Raw genomic sequence first — 17,407 nt, forward strand, 5'->3', positions numbered from 1 at the left:
GTTGCGAAGTTCGTCCCTCCTTTCGGCGCCGTGACCTGCAGGTTCTGGCATGCTGGCGACGTGGATCGTGTGTCGTCGCCAACCGCTAGGGAGATCGTGTGAGCAACTTCGGGTTCTTGAAGGACGAGTTCCCGCAGGTGTTCGGTGAGGCCGAGCGCGCCGAGCGGTACGTGCGTGTCGACCCGCGGGTCAGCGGCCTGTATGCGCGTCGGGCGCTGGAGCAGGCCCTGGGGTGGGCGTTCCAGGCGGACGGGTCGTTGACGCCGCCATACAAGACGGACCTGTCGGCAATGATCCACGAGCCGGGACTGCGCGAGCTGGCCGGCAACGACGTGCAGTCGAAGATGAACCTGGTCCGCAAGAAGACCAACCGCGCGGTGCACGACGACGTCGTTGTGCAGCCCGGGGACAGCGAGGCGACGTTGGGGCAGTTGTTCCACGTGCTGGTGTGGTTCCACCGGACCTACACGCGGCAGTCCCCGATCACGTACGCCGCACGGTTGAACCCATCCGCGTTTCCGGACCCGGCGGCCGCGAAGGCACGGTCACGCGCTGAGGTGACGAAGCTTGCCGAGGAGCTCGCGGCCCGGGACGCGCAGATCGCCGCGGAGCAGGCGCGTAGCGCGGACCTGGAAGAGCAACTGACTGAGCTGCGCCGTGACGTCGCGAAAGCGAAGAAGGAGAACCTGACCCGGCCGGACACGCACGACTACGACGAAGCCACCACGCGGGCACAGGTGATCGATGACCTGCTGATCGAGGCCGGCTTCCCGGTCCTCCCGCACCCGCACGAGGGCGTGCACGCCTCGATGGAGTACCCGGTGACGGGCCTGCCTGGCGGGAAGTCGGGCAAGGTCGACTACGTGTTGTGGGGCGCTGACGGTCTGCCGTTGGCGGTGGTGGAGGCCAAGCGCACCCAGCGAGATGCTCGCGCGGGACAGCACCAGGCACGCGCGTACGCGGACGCGTTGGAGCAGGCGTTCCCGGGGCGCCGGCCGCTGATCTACTACACCAACGGGCACGAGCACTGGCTGTGGGACGACCACGAGCGTGTCGGTTACCCGCAACGGAAGGTGGCGGGGTTCCGGACCGCGGACCAACTGGAGTGGCTAATCGGTCGTCGTCGGGACCGGCGGGACCTGAACCAGGTGCCGATCGATGAGGAGATCGCCGGCCGCTACTACCAGCTACGTGCCGTGGAAGCGGTCGACAAGGCGTTCCAGACCAAGAACGAGCGGGCCGCGCTGCTGGTGATGGCGACCGGGTCGGGCAAGACCCGTACCGTCGTCGCGCTGGCCGACCAGCTGGCCAAAGCCGGGTGGGTCAAGCGGGTGCTGTTCCTGGCGGACCGCAAGGCGCTGGTGCGCCAGGCGGTAGCGGCGTTCAAGAAGCACCTGCCGGACGCCAACCCGGTGAACCTGCTCGAGGAGAAGGACTCCGAGGGCAGGGTGTACGTCTCGACCTACCCCACGATGATGAACCTCCTGGCGATGCAGCCGGGCAAGTACGGACCGGGGTACTTCGACGTCGTCGTGATCGACGAGGCGCACCGCTCGGTGTACCAGAAGTACGGCGCGATCTTCGACTGGTTCGACGCGCACCTGGTCGGGCTGACGGCCACCCCGAAGGACGAGGTCGACCGCAACACCTACGACCTGTTCGGGCTCGAGGCAGGTGCCCCGACCTACGAGTACGGGCTGGACCAGGCCATCGCCGACGGCTACCTCGTCCCACCCGTACCGGTGGACATCGAGCTCGGCTTCCCCCGCCGCGGGATCCGGTACGCGGACCTGTCCGAGGAGGAGAAGGACGCCTGGGACACCCTGGACTGGGGTGAGGAGGACGACGACGTCCCCGACGAGATCGACGCCGAGGCCGTGAACCGGTGGCTGTTCAACGCCGACACCGTGGACAAGGTGCTCGAGGTCTTGATGACCCAGGGCATCAAGGTCGCCGGCGGGGAACGGGTCGGCAAGACGATCATCTTCGCGAAGAACGACGCGCACGCGAAGTTCATCGCCGAACGGTTCGACCACCACTACAAGCACTACCAGGGCAAGTTCGCCAATGTCATCACTTACTCCGTGGAGCGGGCCGACCAGCTCCTGGAGGACTTCTCCGACCCGGCCAAGACCCCGCACATCGCGATCAGCGTCGACATGCTCGACACCGGCATCGACGTGCCCGAGGTCGTCAACCTCGTGTTCTTCAAGCGGGTCCGGTCGGTGACGAAGTTCTGGCAGATGATGGGCCGCGGCACCCGCCTGTCCGGCGGCCTGTTCGGGCCTGGCCAGGACAAGAAGGAGTTCTACGTCTTCGACTTCTGCGGCAACCTCGACTACTTCGGGCAGAACCCGAAAGGCACCGAGAGCAAGGCCGCGCCGTCCGTCCCGGAGCAGATCTTCACCAACCGGGTCGAGCTGCTGCTCACCCTGCGTGACCAGGCCGGCGACGACGTGCTGGCTGCCGTCCCCGGCAAGGAGGATGGTACGACGTCGCTCGCCGCACTGCGGGCCGATGTCGCAGACGCCCTGACCGCGCGAGTGCGTGGCATGGACACGGACAACTTCCTGGTCCGCCCGCACCGGCCCTGGGTCGCGACCTACTCCGACCGCGAAGCATGGGGCGCGCTGACCGACCAGGCCGCCCCGGACATCGTCGGGCACCTGGCCGCTCTACCATCGGCGGCGCCAGAGGGCGAGGAACTGGCCAAGCGATTTGACCTGACCCTGCTGCGCCTCCAGCTCGGCACCCTCAAGCCGGACCTGTACGCGATGCGGCTGCAGTCCCAGGTCCAGGAGATCGCCGGAGGCCTGCTCGAGGCCGTCGCGGTGCCCGAGGTGGGCAAGCAGGTCGCCCTCCTGGAAGCCATCGCCGGTGACGAGTGGTGGACCGACGCCACCGTCCCGCTGCTCGAGCTCGTCCGCCGTCGCGTGCGGGGCCTGGTGAAGTACCTGCCCAAGCACAAGCGGGCCCCGGTGTACACGAACTTCGAGGACACCCTCGGGGACCTGCGCCTCGTCGACCTGAACCGGCCCATCGTCGGTGTCAGCCCCGAGCGGCTCCGGGAGAAGGCCCGCTCCATTCTCCGCAAGCACGCCGACAACGTAACCCTGCAGAGGGTGCGCTTGGGCAACCAGCTCACTCAGACCGACCTCGACCAGCTCGGACGGCTGCTCGTGGAAGCCGGAGCCGGGACCGAGCAGGACGTCGCCGCAGCAGGCGAACAGGCCGGCGGCCTTGGTGTATTCGTCCGGTCGATCGTCGGCCTGGACCCCGCTGCCGCAGCCGATGCCTTTGCCGAGTTCCTCCATGACCGGAACTTCGACGCCGACCAGATCCGTTTCATCGACGCCGTCGTCGCTGACCTGTCGTACAACGGTGTCCTCGATCCGGGGCTGCTGTACCGGTCACCGTTCACCGACGACGCCCCCGGCGGACCGAACGACCTCTTCGACGAGCCGGACGTTGCCCGGATCATCAGCATCGTCCGCGAGGTCAGCGACACTGCGAAGGTAGTGGCCGTGTAACCGTATCGGTCGCATGATTGGCCGAGCCCCGGCCCGCGGGGGAGGCCCTCGTCGGCCGGCCACTGCCAAGGCCACGGGTCTTCTGCTGCACGAATGTCGGGCCTGTGCCAAGATTCTCCGGCGATGAGGTGAAGTCCGACTTGCCCGTTCTGGGCTCGAACTGCGAACACTGAGGTGAGGCGGCCCATGGCCGGAGACGACCAGCAGGCCAGGAGTAGCCGTCTCGAGGATGGCGCGGCGCAAGCACTGCATGCAGCGGCCGGTTCGTTGCGGGAGCGCCGGTTCATGTCCGGGCTGGTGGCTGGGGTTGTCGTCGGCGCGCTGGCGACGGCGTTGATCGGTATCGCGACAGGCGCCGGGAACGATCGCGAACTCGAGGCTGCCAAGTCTTCGATCGGGCAGCTGGAGGCTGAGAACTCTGAGCTGCGCGCACAGGTCGAGGCAGGCGCTGGGTTCGAGGCCGGCGACCTCGGCGATCCGGACAGCGCTGCTACTGCAGTGACCGGTGACGGTTCGGCGAGTCCGTCTACCGAACCGGGCGCTCCCGCGCTGTACCGGGTCGGGAACAGCCCGTTGCGGCTCCAGGACGGTCAGTGTGTCGATCCGGACAGTCAGGCAGACGACTGGGGCATGACGAAGGGCCCCGGCGACGAGCTGCTGTGCTTCGCGAGCGCAGGCGACAACGACCGGTTCATCGTGAACGCGTCCGACATCGTCAACAGCACCCGGTTCGGGAACTCGGACGAATACGCGGTCTGCGAGCCAGAGGGTGAGCCAAGCGGTTTCGTCGAGGTCGAGATCGATGGCTACCAGAGCTACGAGCACCGCTTCTGTTTCACGACCGGCGCCGGCCGGACTGGCCACGCGACGGTGCTCTCGCCAAAGACCTACCCGGACGACTTCGACACGGAGAATCCGGCCTATGTCGACGTGCTGCTCAAGGTGTGGGACGACGCGTGAACGACGCCTGTCGGACCTGGCGGGGCGGACACCAGGGCTGACCGACCGTGCGGGCAGTAGCTGGCCGTGGTCGATCTGGCACTGGTCACCGGCTGACGAGCTTGTAGACCTCGCTTCGGGATGCCGCGTCTGACATCCTCTTTGACGGTACGTCTGGTACGTGCGATTGGGCCTTCTGCTTGGGGGAATGGGACGTGGAGCGCAGTACGAGTGAGGCTTTGCAGGCGACGGAGAAGACTGCCGGTGCGCTCCTGGCCGAGCGGGTGTTCGTCCCTCAGGTGCGATGCGGTTTCACGTATGTCGCTCCCGCCGAGCCGGTGGCCAGTCCGCTCGTGCACCAGCGTCCGGTCAAACCCGTGCTGCAACCGCTGAACCAGGACGAGTTCGCTGCCGACCGCAAGGCCGGGGTCAAGCGGATGGTGCGCCGCTTGGTCGGGACGCTGATCGTGACGCTGGTGCTGTCGTGGACCGCGTGGGGGGACTGGCTGGCGCCCGCCGCGTTCGTGGTCGGAGTGACGTTCACGATCGCCGCGGTCGTGTCGCCGCGGCTGCGGTCCAACGAGATCGTTGCCGCTCACCAGCAGCGTGGCGCCGAGCTGGACGCGCAGCACGAGGTGGACCTTGCCCGGTGGAAGGCTGAGGTGGACCGGCACGACGAGGCCGAGCGCAACCGCTATGCGTCGACGCCGCGCTGGTTCCCCGTGCCGTTGCGGCCCGGGTGGAGCCGGGTGGACGTGTTCGGGGGCACGAGCGACGGGTGGGCAAGCCTGCTGACCACGCTTGGCCCGTCGATCATGGGCTCGGGCAAGGACGCACTGGTCCTGGACTTCAGCGAGAACGCCATCGCGGGTGACCTGGTCGACTTCTGCCGGAGCCAGAATGTCCCGGTCTCCCAGGTCTGGTGGCCCTCACGGGCCGCCGGGCTGGACCTGCTGGCTGGGCTGAGCCCGGAGGACGTGGGGGAGCTGGTGGCCCATGTCGCCAGCCCGGGGTCGGGCGAGGACGCGGCGCGGGCGCGGAACCTGGACGCTGATCTGGTCGAGGCCGTGGCCGAGCGCCTCGAGGCGCCGTACACGTTCACGCGCCTGGAAGCCGGGGTGCGGGTCCTGCGCAGCAGCTACCGGGCCAGCGAGGAGGACGTCCTGGTCGCGGGCGAGGTCAAGACCCTGCAGGCCCATATCGATGTCGCCGGCGCCACTTCGATCGGCAAGGACCGCTTGCAGCACCTGGCCGGGCAGCTGAAGAAACTCGTGGAGGACACCGACGACACGCCGCCGGCGGTACCTGCAGATGCTCAGGTGGAGCAGGTGTGGTCGGCGCGGGGCCTGACGGTGGTCTCGACCGGGTCGCAGTATGCGCGGCGCAAGCCGCTGTACGACCGGGCGGTCTTCCACCGGATCCTTCGTGACCTGCGCGCGTCGAGGCAGCGGGGGCGGGCCGACGCGGTGATCTTCGTGGCGGGGGCTGATGACCTGGGCCTGGAGAGCCTGGAGGCACTGTCGCATCAGGCGCGCCGGGTCGGGGTCCGTCTGGTGCTGTTGATGAAGTCTCTGCGCGAGGACGTCCAGCCGCTGCTGGGTGCGGCGGACAGCACCGCGCTGATCATGCGGCTGGGGCCGTCCAAGGAAGCGGCCGCTGCGGCTGACTTCATCGGGAAGAACCACAAGATCACGCTGTCCCAGGTCACCGTCCAGATCGGCCGGACCTTCACCGAGGGCTCGTCGTGGTCCGACGGCGGTTCAGAGTCACGCACCCATGGCACTTCCACGTCGGTCACCGAGAACTCCTCTGTCTCGTTCGGGAGCAACACGTCCACAGGTCAGGGCGCTGGGAGCGCATCGGGCTCGTCGGGCAGCAACATGGGCCGGTCCCGGGGCTCGGGCACGACGTGGTCGGAGTCGGAGTCCCACACACGGGCCACGACGTGGCAGGACACCGTGAACCACTCGACGGCGGACTCCACCTCCGCCAGCGAGACGCGCGCGCGGGGGTACGAGTACGACGTCGAGCCCAACCAGATCCAGGCGCTGCCCGAGACCGCTGCCTTGCTGATCGACCCGGACGGTCGCGCAGCCAGGCGCATTGTGCCGGTCGACTGCAACCCCGGCATCACGCTCCTGGACGGCGTCTCCGACGTTCCCCACGCCCTGCCCGCCGGCCAGGGCCGGTAGAGGGACTCGGCGCTGATGACGTTCCTGGACGGATACTCCTTCTACCACCTGCGCCAGACACCACTGGACGACGAGGAGCGCCCGCGCGTGCCAGCGCAGCTGTTCGCTGCCCTGACTGCCGCGCACGCCCAGCTGGCAGTCACGCCAGCCGAAGGCCGGCCGGGGGTGGTCGTGGCGTGGGACAGGCCCGCCGGGCAAAGGCAGATCCGTGTCCTTGCCGGCGGACACTCCACCTTCCCGCCGACAGCTGATGCACCGGCAGGCCCAGGAGCCGATGGTGGTCTGGAGTCGGTGCTGTACCCGCCGGGCAGCCGCGGAACGGCCATCGACCCGGCCACGCTGCACGCCCAGTGGAGCCAGCTGCCCTACTGGACCCGGTGCCAGGGCCGGTCTGATCACCTATGGACCGACGACGGCACCCAGGACAGTGCCGTCGGCCGCGGGCAGGCCCGGGGAGGGTTCGACGACTACGTCGCGCACCTGCCGGGAGCGTTCGCCTGGCTCGTCATCGCCACGCCCCGAACCAGCAGGCAGCTTCAGGACGACCTCGACCAGCTCGAGATCACGATCCCGCAGCTACGGCTCGAAGAGTCGGTGGAAGCCAGCCGGATCGCCCTCGCGCGGGCGGAGGGCAGGTTCCGGGAACTTTCCATGGCCCACGCTGCTGGGACCTGGGACGTGCATGTCCTGGTCGGCGCGCAGAGCGAGGCCGCCACGAGGTCTGCCGCAGCATTGCTCTGCAGTGCGAGCGATCTCGACGACCTGCCCTACGTCCTGACCCCTGGCCAGGACGTCGCCGACCTCGAAGCCACCTGGGACGCCGCGGCCGCCCCTGGTAGGACAGGACGGTCCCAGGCGATCTCGCCGTTCACCGCGACCTCGGAGTTCCTGGCCGCGATCGCCCGGCCGCCCCAGCGCGAGCTGCCCGGTATCCGCCTGGTCGAGCAGCCACGATTCGACGTGACCCCCGAGCACGACGGCGACATTTCCCTCGGCTCGGTGCTGGACGACGCCGACCTGCCGGTCGGCGGACTGAAGATCGGCTTGGACACCCTCAACCGGCACACATTCGTGGCCGGCGCGACCGGATCGGGCAAGTCCCAGACTGTCCGCTACGTCCTCGAAGAGCTTCACGAGCAGAGCATCCCGTGGCTGGTGATCGAACCGGCCAAGTCCGAGTACGCCGGCATGGCCGGACGCCTGCGTCACAGCGGCGCCGAGCCCCGCGACGCTGGTGCTGGTGACGTGTACGTCATCCGCCCGGGTGATCCCGATGCTGCGCCGGTCGGGCTCAACCCGCTGGAACCAGAGCCGGGCTTTCCATTGCAGACGCATCTGGACCTGACCAGGGCGCTGTTCATGGCCGCGTTCGATGCCCAGGAACCGTTCCCGCAAGTCCTCTCGCACGCTCTGGCCACCTGCTACAGCGAGCTGGGCTGGGACCCGGTCACCGGCGACGCCCACACCCCGGCCGGCCGACCGAAGTATCCCGATCTGGCAGACCTGCAGCGAGTGGCCATGGACGTGGTCGACGGCATCGGGTACGGACCGGAGATCAGCCAGAACGTCCGCGGCTTCATCGACGTGCGGATCGGATCCCTGCGCCTGGGCACCCCAGGCCGGTTCTTCGAGGCCGCCATCCCCATCGACGTCGGCGAGCTGCTGCGACGCAATGTCGTGCTGGAGATCGAAGACATCGGCAACGACGCCGACAAGGCCTTCTTCATCGGCACGATCCTGATCCGCCTCTACGAGCACCTGCGCGTCCGCCACGAACAACGCACCCACCACGGGGACAGTACAGCCAGGGGCCTGGCGCACGTCACGGTGCTGGAGGAAGCACACCGTCTGCTTAAGCGCGCCGAGGAAGGCAGCCCTACCGCACACGCCGTCGAGCTGTTCACCTCCCTCCTGGCCGAGATCCGCGCCTACGGTGAAGGCATCATCGTGGCCGAGCAGATCCCGGCCAAGATCGTGCCGGACGTCATCAAGAACACCGCCCTGAAGATCCTGCACCGCCTGCCGGCAGCCGACGACCGCGAGACGGTCGGCGCGACCATGAACCTCGACGACGCCCAGTCCCGACACGTCGTGACACTGCCACCGGGCAGGGCCGTCATCTTCACCGACGGCATGGACCGCCCCATCCGACTAACCATCCCCCTCGGCGAGACCACCGAAGACCCCTCGCTCGCTCGACCGTTCCCCTACACCGACACCCTCCGCGTACCGCTCTCCTTCCCGGGAAGATCGCAACAGGCGTACACGCTCAGGGACCTCAACCGAGCCATACGCATCGCCGGCGACCACCCGGAGCTGATCTTGTGGATCGAGCTGTTGGTGCTGTTTCACGTCACCGGACAACCCGCCCCCGTGCCGAGTGCAGTTTGGCTGCGGGACCTGGGGCAGCGGTTCGAGAACACGCGCCTCCTTGAACGCGGTATCGCCCATCGCATCGAGACGTCAATCCAGGCCCGGTACACCGGGCTGTCTGCCTACTACCGCCCCGAGGACTTCGCCGGACATCTCATGGCCAGCGTCGCCGCCACCCTGGACGGCGAACAACGCGGCTGTGACGGCAGCGAGGTTCAGTGGCAGGCCGGGGCCTACCGCTGGAACGACATCTACCGAACCCTGATGGTCGACACGGGCAACGGCAATCTGAGCGGTCCGCATCCGGAAACGGAGAGCTGGGCAGTCAGGGGCATCACCCTGTCTGGGTCCACCATGGGCGAGCAGCTGGCCGCGCTCCGGGCACACCCGTCCACCTGGCAGTACGACCGACGGATCGTTCCCGGCGGCGGGGAACCGCTGCTCTGGGAGGATGTAATCGCCAAGCTGAGCGACGCTCCTGACCGGTACGATCGGTTCAACGAGGCGACCAGATTCCTCACCTTCGACACTGAGTGGGCATTCAACGCACTCGAGAGATCCACCCGTGCGATGGTGGGTGGCCAATGAGCATCGACAGAGTGGGGTCGTCCGATGTCGACAGGCCAAAGCCAGCGCACGAACCTGAGGCTGATGTGCCCAGAACCCGGATTCGCGAGAACGAGGCGGCACTCGATGATGCAGCTGCCGGCCGAATCGTCGGGCGTGACATCTCCCGTGAGCCCGTCAGCGATGGGCTTGAATCGGCCGCCGGGTCGTTGGCCAAGCCTTCTGAGAGCAGACTCCGGGAGAATGAGGCGGCACTCAATGATACTGCTGTGGGCCGAGTCATTGACAGACACGAAAGCCCTCGCATAGCTGACCCCGACGCGACCAGGAAATTGGTCGAGGACGCACCGGGTGATCTTCGGAACGGGGACAAGAATCCGGTTGCGATTGAGGAGGCGAGCAAGTCTCCCGAAGCATACGCTGCCGCACGATCCAGTGACCTCCAGGAGCGAGTTCCTGAACACAGTCGTGGCCGTATCACAATGGGTGTCGGAGTCGGCACTGACGGCGAAGGTGGCGTACGTGTCGTAGTCGGCACGAGTGAGCCTCGTGGCTATCTTCGGCCTGGCGTAACACTTCGGGACGGCGAGGAGTTGGCGCGCGGAAACGGTCACGCTGAAGTCAGTATCCTAGATCACATGACCGATCGCAGTATTCGCCCGACCTATATCGCTGCGGGTAGACCTATATGCTCCCCGTGCGCCGACAGTATTGATGCGGCCGACGCCAGGCCAGCTAGCCCGTTGAAAGATGCTCGCCGAACAGGACAGGACTAATGACTACACGACTTGACAGCGTTGATCAGCAGTTGTCTGCGAGTCTGGAAGAGGCCAGCGTCGTGCGGCAGCGCACCGCAGCGACCAGCGCTGCGCTGCTTGCGGTGTCGTCCGCTGGCGTGACAGGCGACATCGTCGAGGAGGCCCGCGTAGCTATAACGAATGGGCTCACTGGACCACAGCACCAGCGCCGCCTGCATGAGTTGGTCGCAGAGCTCGACGAACGCGCCTTCGGGTTGCAGGAGGATCATCCCGACGAGTATCTAGTTGTGTTCTCTCGTGCCCGTGCTGCTGCAGCGCTTGCTTTTGCTCTGGACCCAGACCCGCGGATCGCAGCACTAGAGGGTGTCTATGAGGCGCAAGCGGCGGTAGATCAGCCGGAGCGAATCATCGAGGTCGCCAGATCGGCGCTTGCTGGCTGACGCCGGTCCGGCGGCGGGGACGATGCTGGCGACCATCACGGGACAAGCGGATCGCAGCACCCAGTTTGGTGTAGAAGGAGATTCGGTCCGCCGCAGGTCGGATGGTCTGGAGGGCAATGATCTCCCCCCTGAGCTGGCTGCATCGCTTGAACTGCAGGACGTCGTCGCTGACGCCTGTCAGTGTTCGGCCGGCGGGGAGCAAGTCTTCGGATGTTGCGTCGCTTGTTCGCCGACCGAATGAACGCGCCTAGGTCCGGTCTCAGAAGCTGCGCTACGCCCCGACGGATACCAGACGAGCGCCAGAACGAACGGCCTCGACTCTAACCGTGTCGGCGCCCCGCGACACCATGAACCGACGCTCACGGCCGTCGCCGCGTGCTTGGCGTGCGACGTCGTATCGGACCTCGCGCAACCAGTAGTCACCATGTCGAGCGCCGGACCATGTCGCGCGGTCGACGCGCATGCGCAGCGCGGCGTTCTCCCACGCGCGGCCGGTGAGCAAGGTGTTGTTCCTTCGGCGGGCACGTGCCAGAAGCTGGTGCTGCTCGCTGGCGGTGAGCGCGACGTGTGGACCGACGACGACCTGGTCGACGCCGTCGAGCAGCGCTGCGATGACCTCAGCACTGCGGCCGCGCGCATCAGGAACCATCACGGCGTGCTCGAGGTCAGCGCCGGCTTCGGACAGCGCTATCGCGTTGATCTCTGGCCATCCCACTACGGCCACCCAGCCACTTGCCAGCGTCGCGCCGATGAGCTGGACCAGGAAGTGTGCTGACCCTGCCACGACGACCGCGGTGCCTCGGGGCATGGATTCGTTCGGCAGGATGCTCGCCAACCGCACGGAAGGAGGGTTCAGCTCGACCGACGCCCCGGCTCGCGACCGGACCCCGGTCCGTGTTTCGGCTGACCACAAGACATTGCGAGCCCGCTCCAGGGCTCCGGCATGTGCGGCAGGTGCGAACATGTGTTCGATCTTACGCACTAGCGACCGGGTCGCGCGGTTGCTGCGCGCGTGAGGACCTCTGCCACCCCGTCGGGATATCAGTGGCGGGTGCCACTATGCACCGCATGGAGATCGGTGTGGCCCAGCCTCCTGGTGGTCGGTCAGCTGGAGCGATGCAGCGTCTCAGGTGCGGCCGGGAGATCTGGCCGAGCCGATTCAGCGGCGTCGCCGACGGCGACTTATGCCTCCGCGTCGGCATCGGTCTCGAACACGGGGGAGGCCACGGTCGCTGCAGGGGGTAAACGATGATCACCGGCCTGAGGCTCCGTCCAGGCCGAGAGCGTAAAGCCCGCGTTCAAGACCTCCGCGCGGGAGCCAGTGAGGGCGGCAGGGCGCCGCGGCCGGGCCGGGGCACGGACCGGCCGATTCCAGACCGAGGTCGCGCTCGTCCTGCCCGGCGGTGATCGTCTGGGCGGAGACAGTCTTGCGCGGGCCCACCTTTACGCCGTCGTGCGCGGACCCGATGTGTTCCAGATCCGCCTTCCTGCCCCTCCAGGAATAGAACCTGCACCGCGGTCGCACCGGAAGCAGTCGTCACCGTTCTCACCTCCGAGCCAGGAGTCACGCCGGCAGCTACGGCACGATTAGTGCGCACATCCGCACCCGATCGCGCACACCGCGTCCTTCGTAGGGCCGCCGCTCCTCTGCCCCGTCGCGCACGCGACGGGCTACCGGCTGGCCGTGCTGGTGCTGCTGATGCCGATGGTGCTGGCCGTGGCCCGTTACCTCCGACCGCTGCCGACGGCGGCCGGTGTGAAGAGGTAGTGCAGGGAGCGCGGCGCCACCGGTCCGCGGCAGGGCCCGCGAGGTCGGGCATGGAACACGTTCGTGGGCGCTGGAAGGTTCCAGAATTGGCAGACATCACCCACGGCATGTCGGAGATGTCCACAAATCCAACGCGACAGGTAGATAGGCTCGCATGGTGAGTCCATACCCGGCAGACACCGTCCAGGCGCAAGCGGTGGCCCCCAGCCTTGCCGACCTCACCACACTCCGCGTGGGTGGCCCGGCAGCCTCGTTCGTGGAGGCCGAGGAAGAGGCCGCTCTGATCGAGGCGGTGAGCACCGCCGACGACGACGGGGTGCCGCTGCTGGTCGTGGGTGGCGGCTCCAACCTGCTGGTGGCTGACGAGGGTTTTGACGGCGTCGTCGTGCGCGACACCCGCAGCGGTATCACTGTCGAGTCGGACGATTCCTGCGGTGGCGCCGTGGTGAGCGCCCCCGCCGGCCAGAACTGGGACGAGCTCGTGGAGCGCGCGGTCCTCGAGGGCTGGGTCGGTGTCGAGTCGCTCTCGGGCATCCCCGGGACGGTGGGCGCCGCCCCGGTGCAGAACATCGGCGCGTACGGCCAGGAGCTCTCCGGGGTGGTCTCGCTGGTCCGCACGTGGGACCGGGGCGAGCGACGGGTGCGCACCTTCTCCGTCGGACAGCTGGACTTCGGGTACCGCACGTCGCTGCTGAAGCGTTCGATGCACAGCGAGGGCCGGGACGAGGACCCCCGCGCTCCCTGGTACCCGTCACCGCGCTACGTCGTGCTGGGCGTCCAGTTCCAGTTCCGGCTCGGGACGCTCTCGGCGCCGGTCGGCTACGGGGAGCTGGCACGTCGCCTGGGCGTCGAGGTGGGGCAGCGCGCCCCGATGAAGGACGTCCGCGAGACGGTGCTGGGTCTCCGCGGCGGCAAGGGCATGCTGCTCGACCGCCCGTCCTTCGGGGCGCAGCCGGACCACGACCGCTGGAACTCGGGCTCGTTCTTCACCAACCCCGTCATCCCCGTGGAGCACCTGGCTCATCTGCCCCAGGACGCCCCCCGCTACCCGGTCCGTTCGGCGACGCCGGAGACCAGCACCGGCCCGAGCCTCGGCGCCATCGACCCGGCGCTCGTCAAGACCAGCGCCGCCTGGCTCATCGAACGGGCCGGCTTCGCCAAGGGCTTCGGCCTGGCCGGGGAGCACAGCCCGGCACGGCTGTCGACCAAGCACACGCTCGCGATGACCAACCGCGGCGGCGCCCGGGCCGAGGACGTCGTGGCCCTCGCCCGCGCGGTGCGCGACGGGGTCCGCGACCGGTTCGGCGTGACGCTGGTCCCGGAGACCGTCCTGGTGGGCGTCTCCCTCTGACCTCACCTCGGTGGTCCCTTAGCGCGATCAACTTGCGTGCGCTGGAAGTCGAGGTGTTCGACGCTCGGCATCGTGAGGACGCATCGACGGTGGCCCGGGACACGCTGGCAGAGCGGGATGAATTCATCGCATAGGGGAGGATCGGTCGCAGGCGTACATCGGTCCGCCGTCCTAACGTTGGGTCATGACTACGCGCTCGTCCATCGCGCTCCTGCTGGTGTGGTGGATCGTTGCCAACTTGGTTTCACTTTTGGGTTGAGCGGCCCCACGTGGGCAGCGGTAGTTCGGTCGCTTGCTCACAAGTACTGAGCTGTCCGCGCGCCCTTGGTACCGGAGTTTCACGGGCCGGGGTTACCACCAGGTAGGCATGGAGACCTTCGTGCGCCTGGCAACCAGGGCAGCGAGGCCGACCAGACTGGACCGGCCCATCGGAGCACATCGCTATGCAGGCTCTTCTCCACACGCACAAGGCGGCCCTCCGGCGTTCGGAGCTTGGTCTGCAAGTTGTACTTCGCGGCACATCCTTGGGCTGCTGCGCGGATGGGGCGATCCCAGCGCACCGCGAGGATCACCTGATCGGCCGTCCTTCCCGCTCGCGCTCGAGCCTCTCCTGCTTTCTGGTCGCCTCACGCAACCTGTCGCGGACAAACAGCGCGTCCTTGTGCGTGATCGGCGCGTCATGGACGTTGTGCGAGCCGCGCAGGAAGTTCTCAGTCCGGTCGGCGATGGAGTACGCCACAGCCTGCTCGATGGTGGCACCGGTCTGACGGACCGTGGCGAGCTCGTCGCCGAGGAGGTGCAGCGTATTGCTCTGGTCGTTCTCGAGCTGTTCGAGGCGCTCCAGCCGCGCCGCCACGCTGCCCAGCAGCGGGTCCCGAGAGCGGAACAGCTCCGCGGCGCGCTGGGTCGCTGTGTCCGCGTCGATGCGCAGGTCGAGCTGCGCCAGCAGGAACGCCGTCACGAGCGTGCCCTGGCTCAGCCGCCGGCTGAACTCGCGGGCGTCGGCGTCGCTCACGCTCAGCTCACGGACCGCAGCCGAGCGCAGCTGCTCGCGCAGCACGCTCATGATGGCGTCAGGCAGCGACTTGATGTGCGGCTGGCTCTTCACGCCCGAGAGCCGGAAACCTGACTGGGGGAGTGCCGCTGTGTCGTCTGCACCGCCCGAGCCACCCCTCGTCGACGCCGCACCCTGCACGGCCTCCTGGTGGTCCGTGAGCTGGAGCGACGCCGGCGTCTCAGGTCTGGTCTCGAGATCGGGTCCCGATACGGCGATATCGCTGACACCGACTTCGACAGCAGAGCCCACCAGGGACTCGCGGACGGGGGCAGCCATGCTCGCGGACGCCTCGGCCGGTCCGCCCGTGGTCACCTCGCCAGCTGCACCGCCTGCAGCGCTCGCGCCACCGGAGCCGACGCGACGTCTGGTTCCACCGGAGCGCTCGGACCCCGCGACGGTGGGTTCGGAATCCGGCCCCAGGGCCTTGCTCTTGCGGTCGCCGTCGCCGGGCTGGGTCCCAGCCGGTGGATCGGCTGCTCGTGGCTGCGCCTCGGCGTGCGGTGCGTCCGCCTCCTGCGCCTGGAGTCGCTGCAGCTCGGAGCTCCCGCCATGTCGGTAGGCGTCGAGGAAGGGCATGTCGACATCCATCACCTCGTCGGTGGGTGTGGTCGTCTCCAGCATCTCCGAGAAGTCCCGGCTCATGACAGCTCACCGTCCTCGTCGTCGAGCAGGTAGTTGTCGCCGCGGGTCAGCCCGATGAGGGAGTCGAAACCCTGGGTGACGACGCGCTCCAGGTTCGCCGAGTTCGTCGACAGGGCTTTGACCTCGTCGACGAGCTGGTTGAGCCGCGCGATCTCGAGGGCCGGGAGGTCGTAGTCGAGGTTCTCGCGCTGGATCTTCTCGACCACCGCCTCGGCCGCGTACTCGCCCGCCGACGAGTAGCCGCGCTTGTCCGCCCAGTACTGCACCCGCTGCTTGTCGTCGGGCGACATCCGGACGAACATGCCGGGGCGCCGGCCGCCTGCGGGCGGCTCTGCCTGATCCGGCTGCTGCGTGAGGGTCATGACCGGCTCCTTGCTCCGTTCGATGCTCGGTCTTCGAGCGCTCCTCGGGGTCCTTGCGTGGCCTCGCGGGTGGCTCTCAGGATCCAGCCTCCGGGGGCAGGTCCGGGGTCACGTTCGTGCAGTCCACGAGACTGGTGGTGAACTCCGCCGACTCCCAGATCGCCTCGTCCTCGTTGCCCGGCAGGTGGTCGGCCACCGATCCGGTGCCGACGGGCGCTCCGCCGGCCAGGAAGCGCAGTGTCTTCTGTGTGAAGCCCGCGTCGAGCACGGCGCCGGACAGGCACGGCCCGGCCGCCGCATAGATCTCCTTCTGGTTCTCGTCGAGTGCGTAGGAGGAGAACATCGAGACCAGCCCGTCGGTCAGCTGCGCGGCCGAAGTGATCTGCTCGTCTTCGCCGATGTCGTACCTCGGCTTCAGGTTCGGCTCGTCGGCCACCGGTGCCTCTGCTGGGTTCGGGGACTCGTAGGTCTGATGCCCGCTGCCATCGGGAAGCAGGTCCTGGTCGACACAGGTGTCGAAGTCCTCGCGCAGCCGTGGCGAGAGCAGGATCGCGGCGTCGTCCTCGCTCACCTCACGCAGGCGGTCGATAATCGCCCCGAGGTCGTCACTACCCGTCTCGGTGAGGTAGACCAGCGCCTCGTCCGACAGTCCCGCAGTGCGCACGGCGGTGACCAGACACACCCCGCCGTCCGAGCTCGAACGCTGGGTGCCCTGGTAGACGAGCTTGTCCAGCGCCCTGCCGAGAGCCTCGTCGGTGACCTCGACCGGCTCGGTCATCGGACGCTGCGTGGGTATCGCCTGTTCGGAGGCCCCGCCACCGGAGCACCCGGGAAGCAGGAGGCCCAGGGCCGCAGCGAACACGACAGCTGGCAGCGCGGTCTTCCTCGTCGTCCTGGTCTGCATTGTCCTCGTGTCTCCTGTCCGACACCCTGTGCCCTGTTCCAGCCGAGCGCGCGGAATCGCCGACTCGACTGGTCCGCAGTGATCTATCGATCATCTAGACCGACGTTCCATAGCATCTTATCCGAAAGATCTATCGAATGGTTGTCTTCGATCAATCGGAATGCCACCACCGGTGGTGCCGCCTGGTGAGGGGGAGCGTCGAGCGGGGATCGAGCGCACAGGTGGTGTGCAGGCCTGGTCTGGTCTGGGATCAACGGAGTTGATCCGGAGCGATTTCTGACACGTCATGTCGGGCATCTCGACATGCAGCGTGGGTAGCTCCAGGAGAAGCAGACACAGGACCTCGTCGTCCGGCTGCTGATCTCTCACGTCCGGCCTTGCCGCACTCGGTCCGACGGCCGACGGCCGCGAGGTCACCATGCCGCTCGTCCTCGCGTCGGCCTGCGGTCCTGGGTCGGGTGAGGAAGGCCGAGCGAGCCACCGCCGCCTGACGCCTCAGGCAAAGCAATGCCGCCACGCCCCAG

Annotated in this window: 10 protein-coding genes; 6 read left to right on the forward strand and 4 right to left on the reverse strand. The window is 67.8% G+C overall.

Features of this window, described 5'->3' with window-relative positions:
- Window positions 1-98: 98 nt before the first annotated feature.
- The 5 genes from ACFSL2_RS01010 to ACFSL2_RS01030 all read left to right on the forward strand — a co-directional run bounded on the left by ACFSL2_RS01010 (window position 99) and on the right by ACFSL2_RS01030 (window position 10,799).
- On the forward strand, window positions 99-3,530 hold the full coding sequence (locus tag ACFSL2_RS01010) for a DEAD/DEAH box helicase family protein (RefSeq protein WP_377196058.1): 3,432 nt from the start codon (window positions 99-101) through the stop codon (window positions 3,528-3,530).
- Window positions 3,531-3,716: 186 nt separating this feature from the next.
- Window positions 3,717-4,490, forward strand: coding sequence for a hypothetical protein (locus ACFSL2_RS01015; RefSeq protein WP_377196059.1), 774 nt, complete (start codon window positions 3,717-3,719; stop codon window positions 4,488-4,490).
- Between the two features lie 194 nt (window positions 4,491-4,684).
- Entirely contained in the window at window positions 4,685-6,661 is a 1,977-nt protein-coding gene (locus tag ACFSL2_RS01020; RefSeq protein WP_377196060.1) for a hypothetical protein, read from the forward strand.
- A 960-nt stretch (window positions 6,662-7,621) separates the two neighbouring features.
- Window positions 7,622-9,622 carry an ATP-binding protein gene (locus ACFSL2_RS01025; protein ID WP_377196061.1) on the forward strand — a complete coding sequence of 667 codons (2,001 nt, stop codon included), beginning with the start codon at window positions 7,622-7,624 and terminating at the stop codon, window positions 9,620-9,622.
- A 754-nt stretch (window positions 9,623-10,376) separates the two neighbouring features.
- Window positions 10,377-10,799: a hypothetical protein gene (locus ACFSL2_RS01030; protein ID WP_377196062.1), complete on the forward strand. Its 423-nt coding sequence runs from the start codon at window positions 10,377-10,379 to the stop codon at window positions 10,797-10,799.
- A gap of 271 nt (window positions 10,800-11,070) precedes the next feature.
- Here the strand turns inward: ACFSL2_RS01030 and ACFSL2_RS01035 are convergent, their stop codons facing one another.
- The gene (locus ACFSL2_RS01035) at window positions 11,071-11,763 is read right to left on the reverse strand and encodes a hypothetical protein (protein ID WP_377196063.1); all 693 of its coding nucleotides are present in this window, start codon (window positions 11,761-11,763) and stop codon (window positions 11,071-11,073) included.
- Between the two features lie 961 nt (window positions 11,764-12,724).
- On the opposite strand from ACFSL2_RS01035, the gene ACFSL2_RS01040 reads away from it, so the two are divergent.
- The gene (locus tag ACFSL2_RS01040) at window positions 12,725-13,918 is read left to right on the forward strand and encodes a UDP-N-acetylmuramate dehydrogenase (protein ID WP_377196064.1); all 1,194 of its coding nucleotides are present in this window, start codon (window positions 12,725-12,727) and stop codon (window positions 13,916-13,918) included.
- A 568-nt stretch (window positions 13,919-14,486) separates the two neighbouring features.
- Here ACFSL2_RS01040 and ACFSL2_RS01045 read toward each other — a convergent pair.
- The 3 genes from ACFSL2_RS01045 to ACFSL2_RS01055 form a co-directional block, all read right to left on the reverse strand.
- Window positions 14,487-15,617: a hypothetical protein gene (locus ACFSL2_RS01045; RefSeq protein ID WP_377196065.1), complete on the reverse strand. Its 1,131-nt coding sequence runs from the start codon at window positions 15,615-15,617 to the stop codon at window positions 14,487-14,489.
- On the reverse strand, window positions 15,614-15,979 hold the full coding sequence (locus tag ACFSL2_RS01050; protein WP_377196066.1) for a hypothetical protein: 366 nt from the start codon (window positions 15,977-15,979) through the stop codon (window positions 15,614-15,616). The genes ACFSL2_RS01045 and ACFSL2_RS01050 overlap by 4 nt, the downstream gene beginning before the upstream one ends.
- A 76-nt stretch (window positions 15,980-16,055) precedes the next feature.
- Window positions 16,056-16,757 (reverse strand): hypothetical protein, encoded by a 702-nt coding sequence (locus ACFSL2_RS01055; RefSeq protein WP_377196067.1) that lies wholly within the window; start codon window positions 16,755-16,757, stop codon window positions 16,056-16,058.
- Between the last annotated feature and the right edge of the window lie 650 nt (window positions 16,758-17,407).

Origin of the sequence: Promicromonospora aerolata (genome assembly GCF_042682255.1) — a bacterium.
GTDB classification, from domain to species: Bacteria; Actinomycetota; Actinomycetes; order Actinomycetales; family Cellulomonadaceae; genus Promicromonospora; species Promicromonospora aerolata.

What these genes read in the sequence shown, in the direction of transcription:
- ACFSL2_RS01015 (WP_377196059.1), top strand. Translation starts at nt 3,717, where the DNA reads ATGGCCGGAGACGACCAGCAGGCCAGGAGTAGCCGTCTCGAGGATGGC.
- ACFSL2_RS01030 (WP_377196062.1), top strand. Translation starts at nt 10,377, where the DNA reads ATGACTACACGACTTGACAGCGTTGATCAGCAGTTGTCTGCGAGTCTG.
- ACFSL2_RS01035 (WP_377196063.1), bottom strand. Translation starts at nt 11,763, where the DNA reads ATGTTCGCACCTGCCGCACATGCCGGAGCCCTGGAGCGGGCTCGCAAT.
- ACFSL2_RS01045 (WP_377196065.1), bottom strand. Translation starts at nt 15,617, where the DNA reads ATGAGCCGGGACTTCTCGGAGATGCTGGAGACGACCACACCCACCGAC.
- ACFSL2_RS01050 (WP_377196066.1), bottom strand. Translation starts at nt 15,979, where the DNA reads ATGACCCTCACGCAGCAGCCGGATCAGGCAGAGCCGCCCGCAGGCGGC.
- ACFSL2_RS01055 (WP_377196067.1), bottom strand. Translation starts at nt 16,757, where the DNA reads ATGACCGAGCCGGTCGAGGTCACCGACGAGGCTCTCGGCAGGGCGCTG.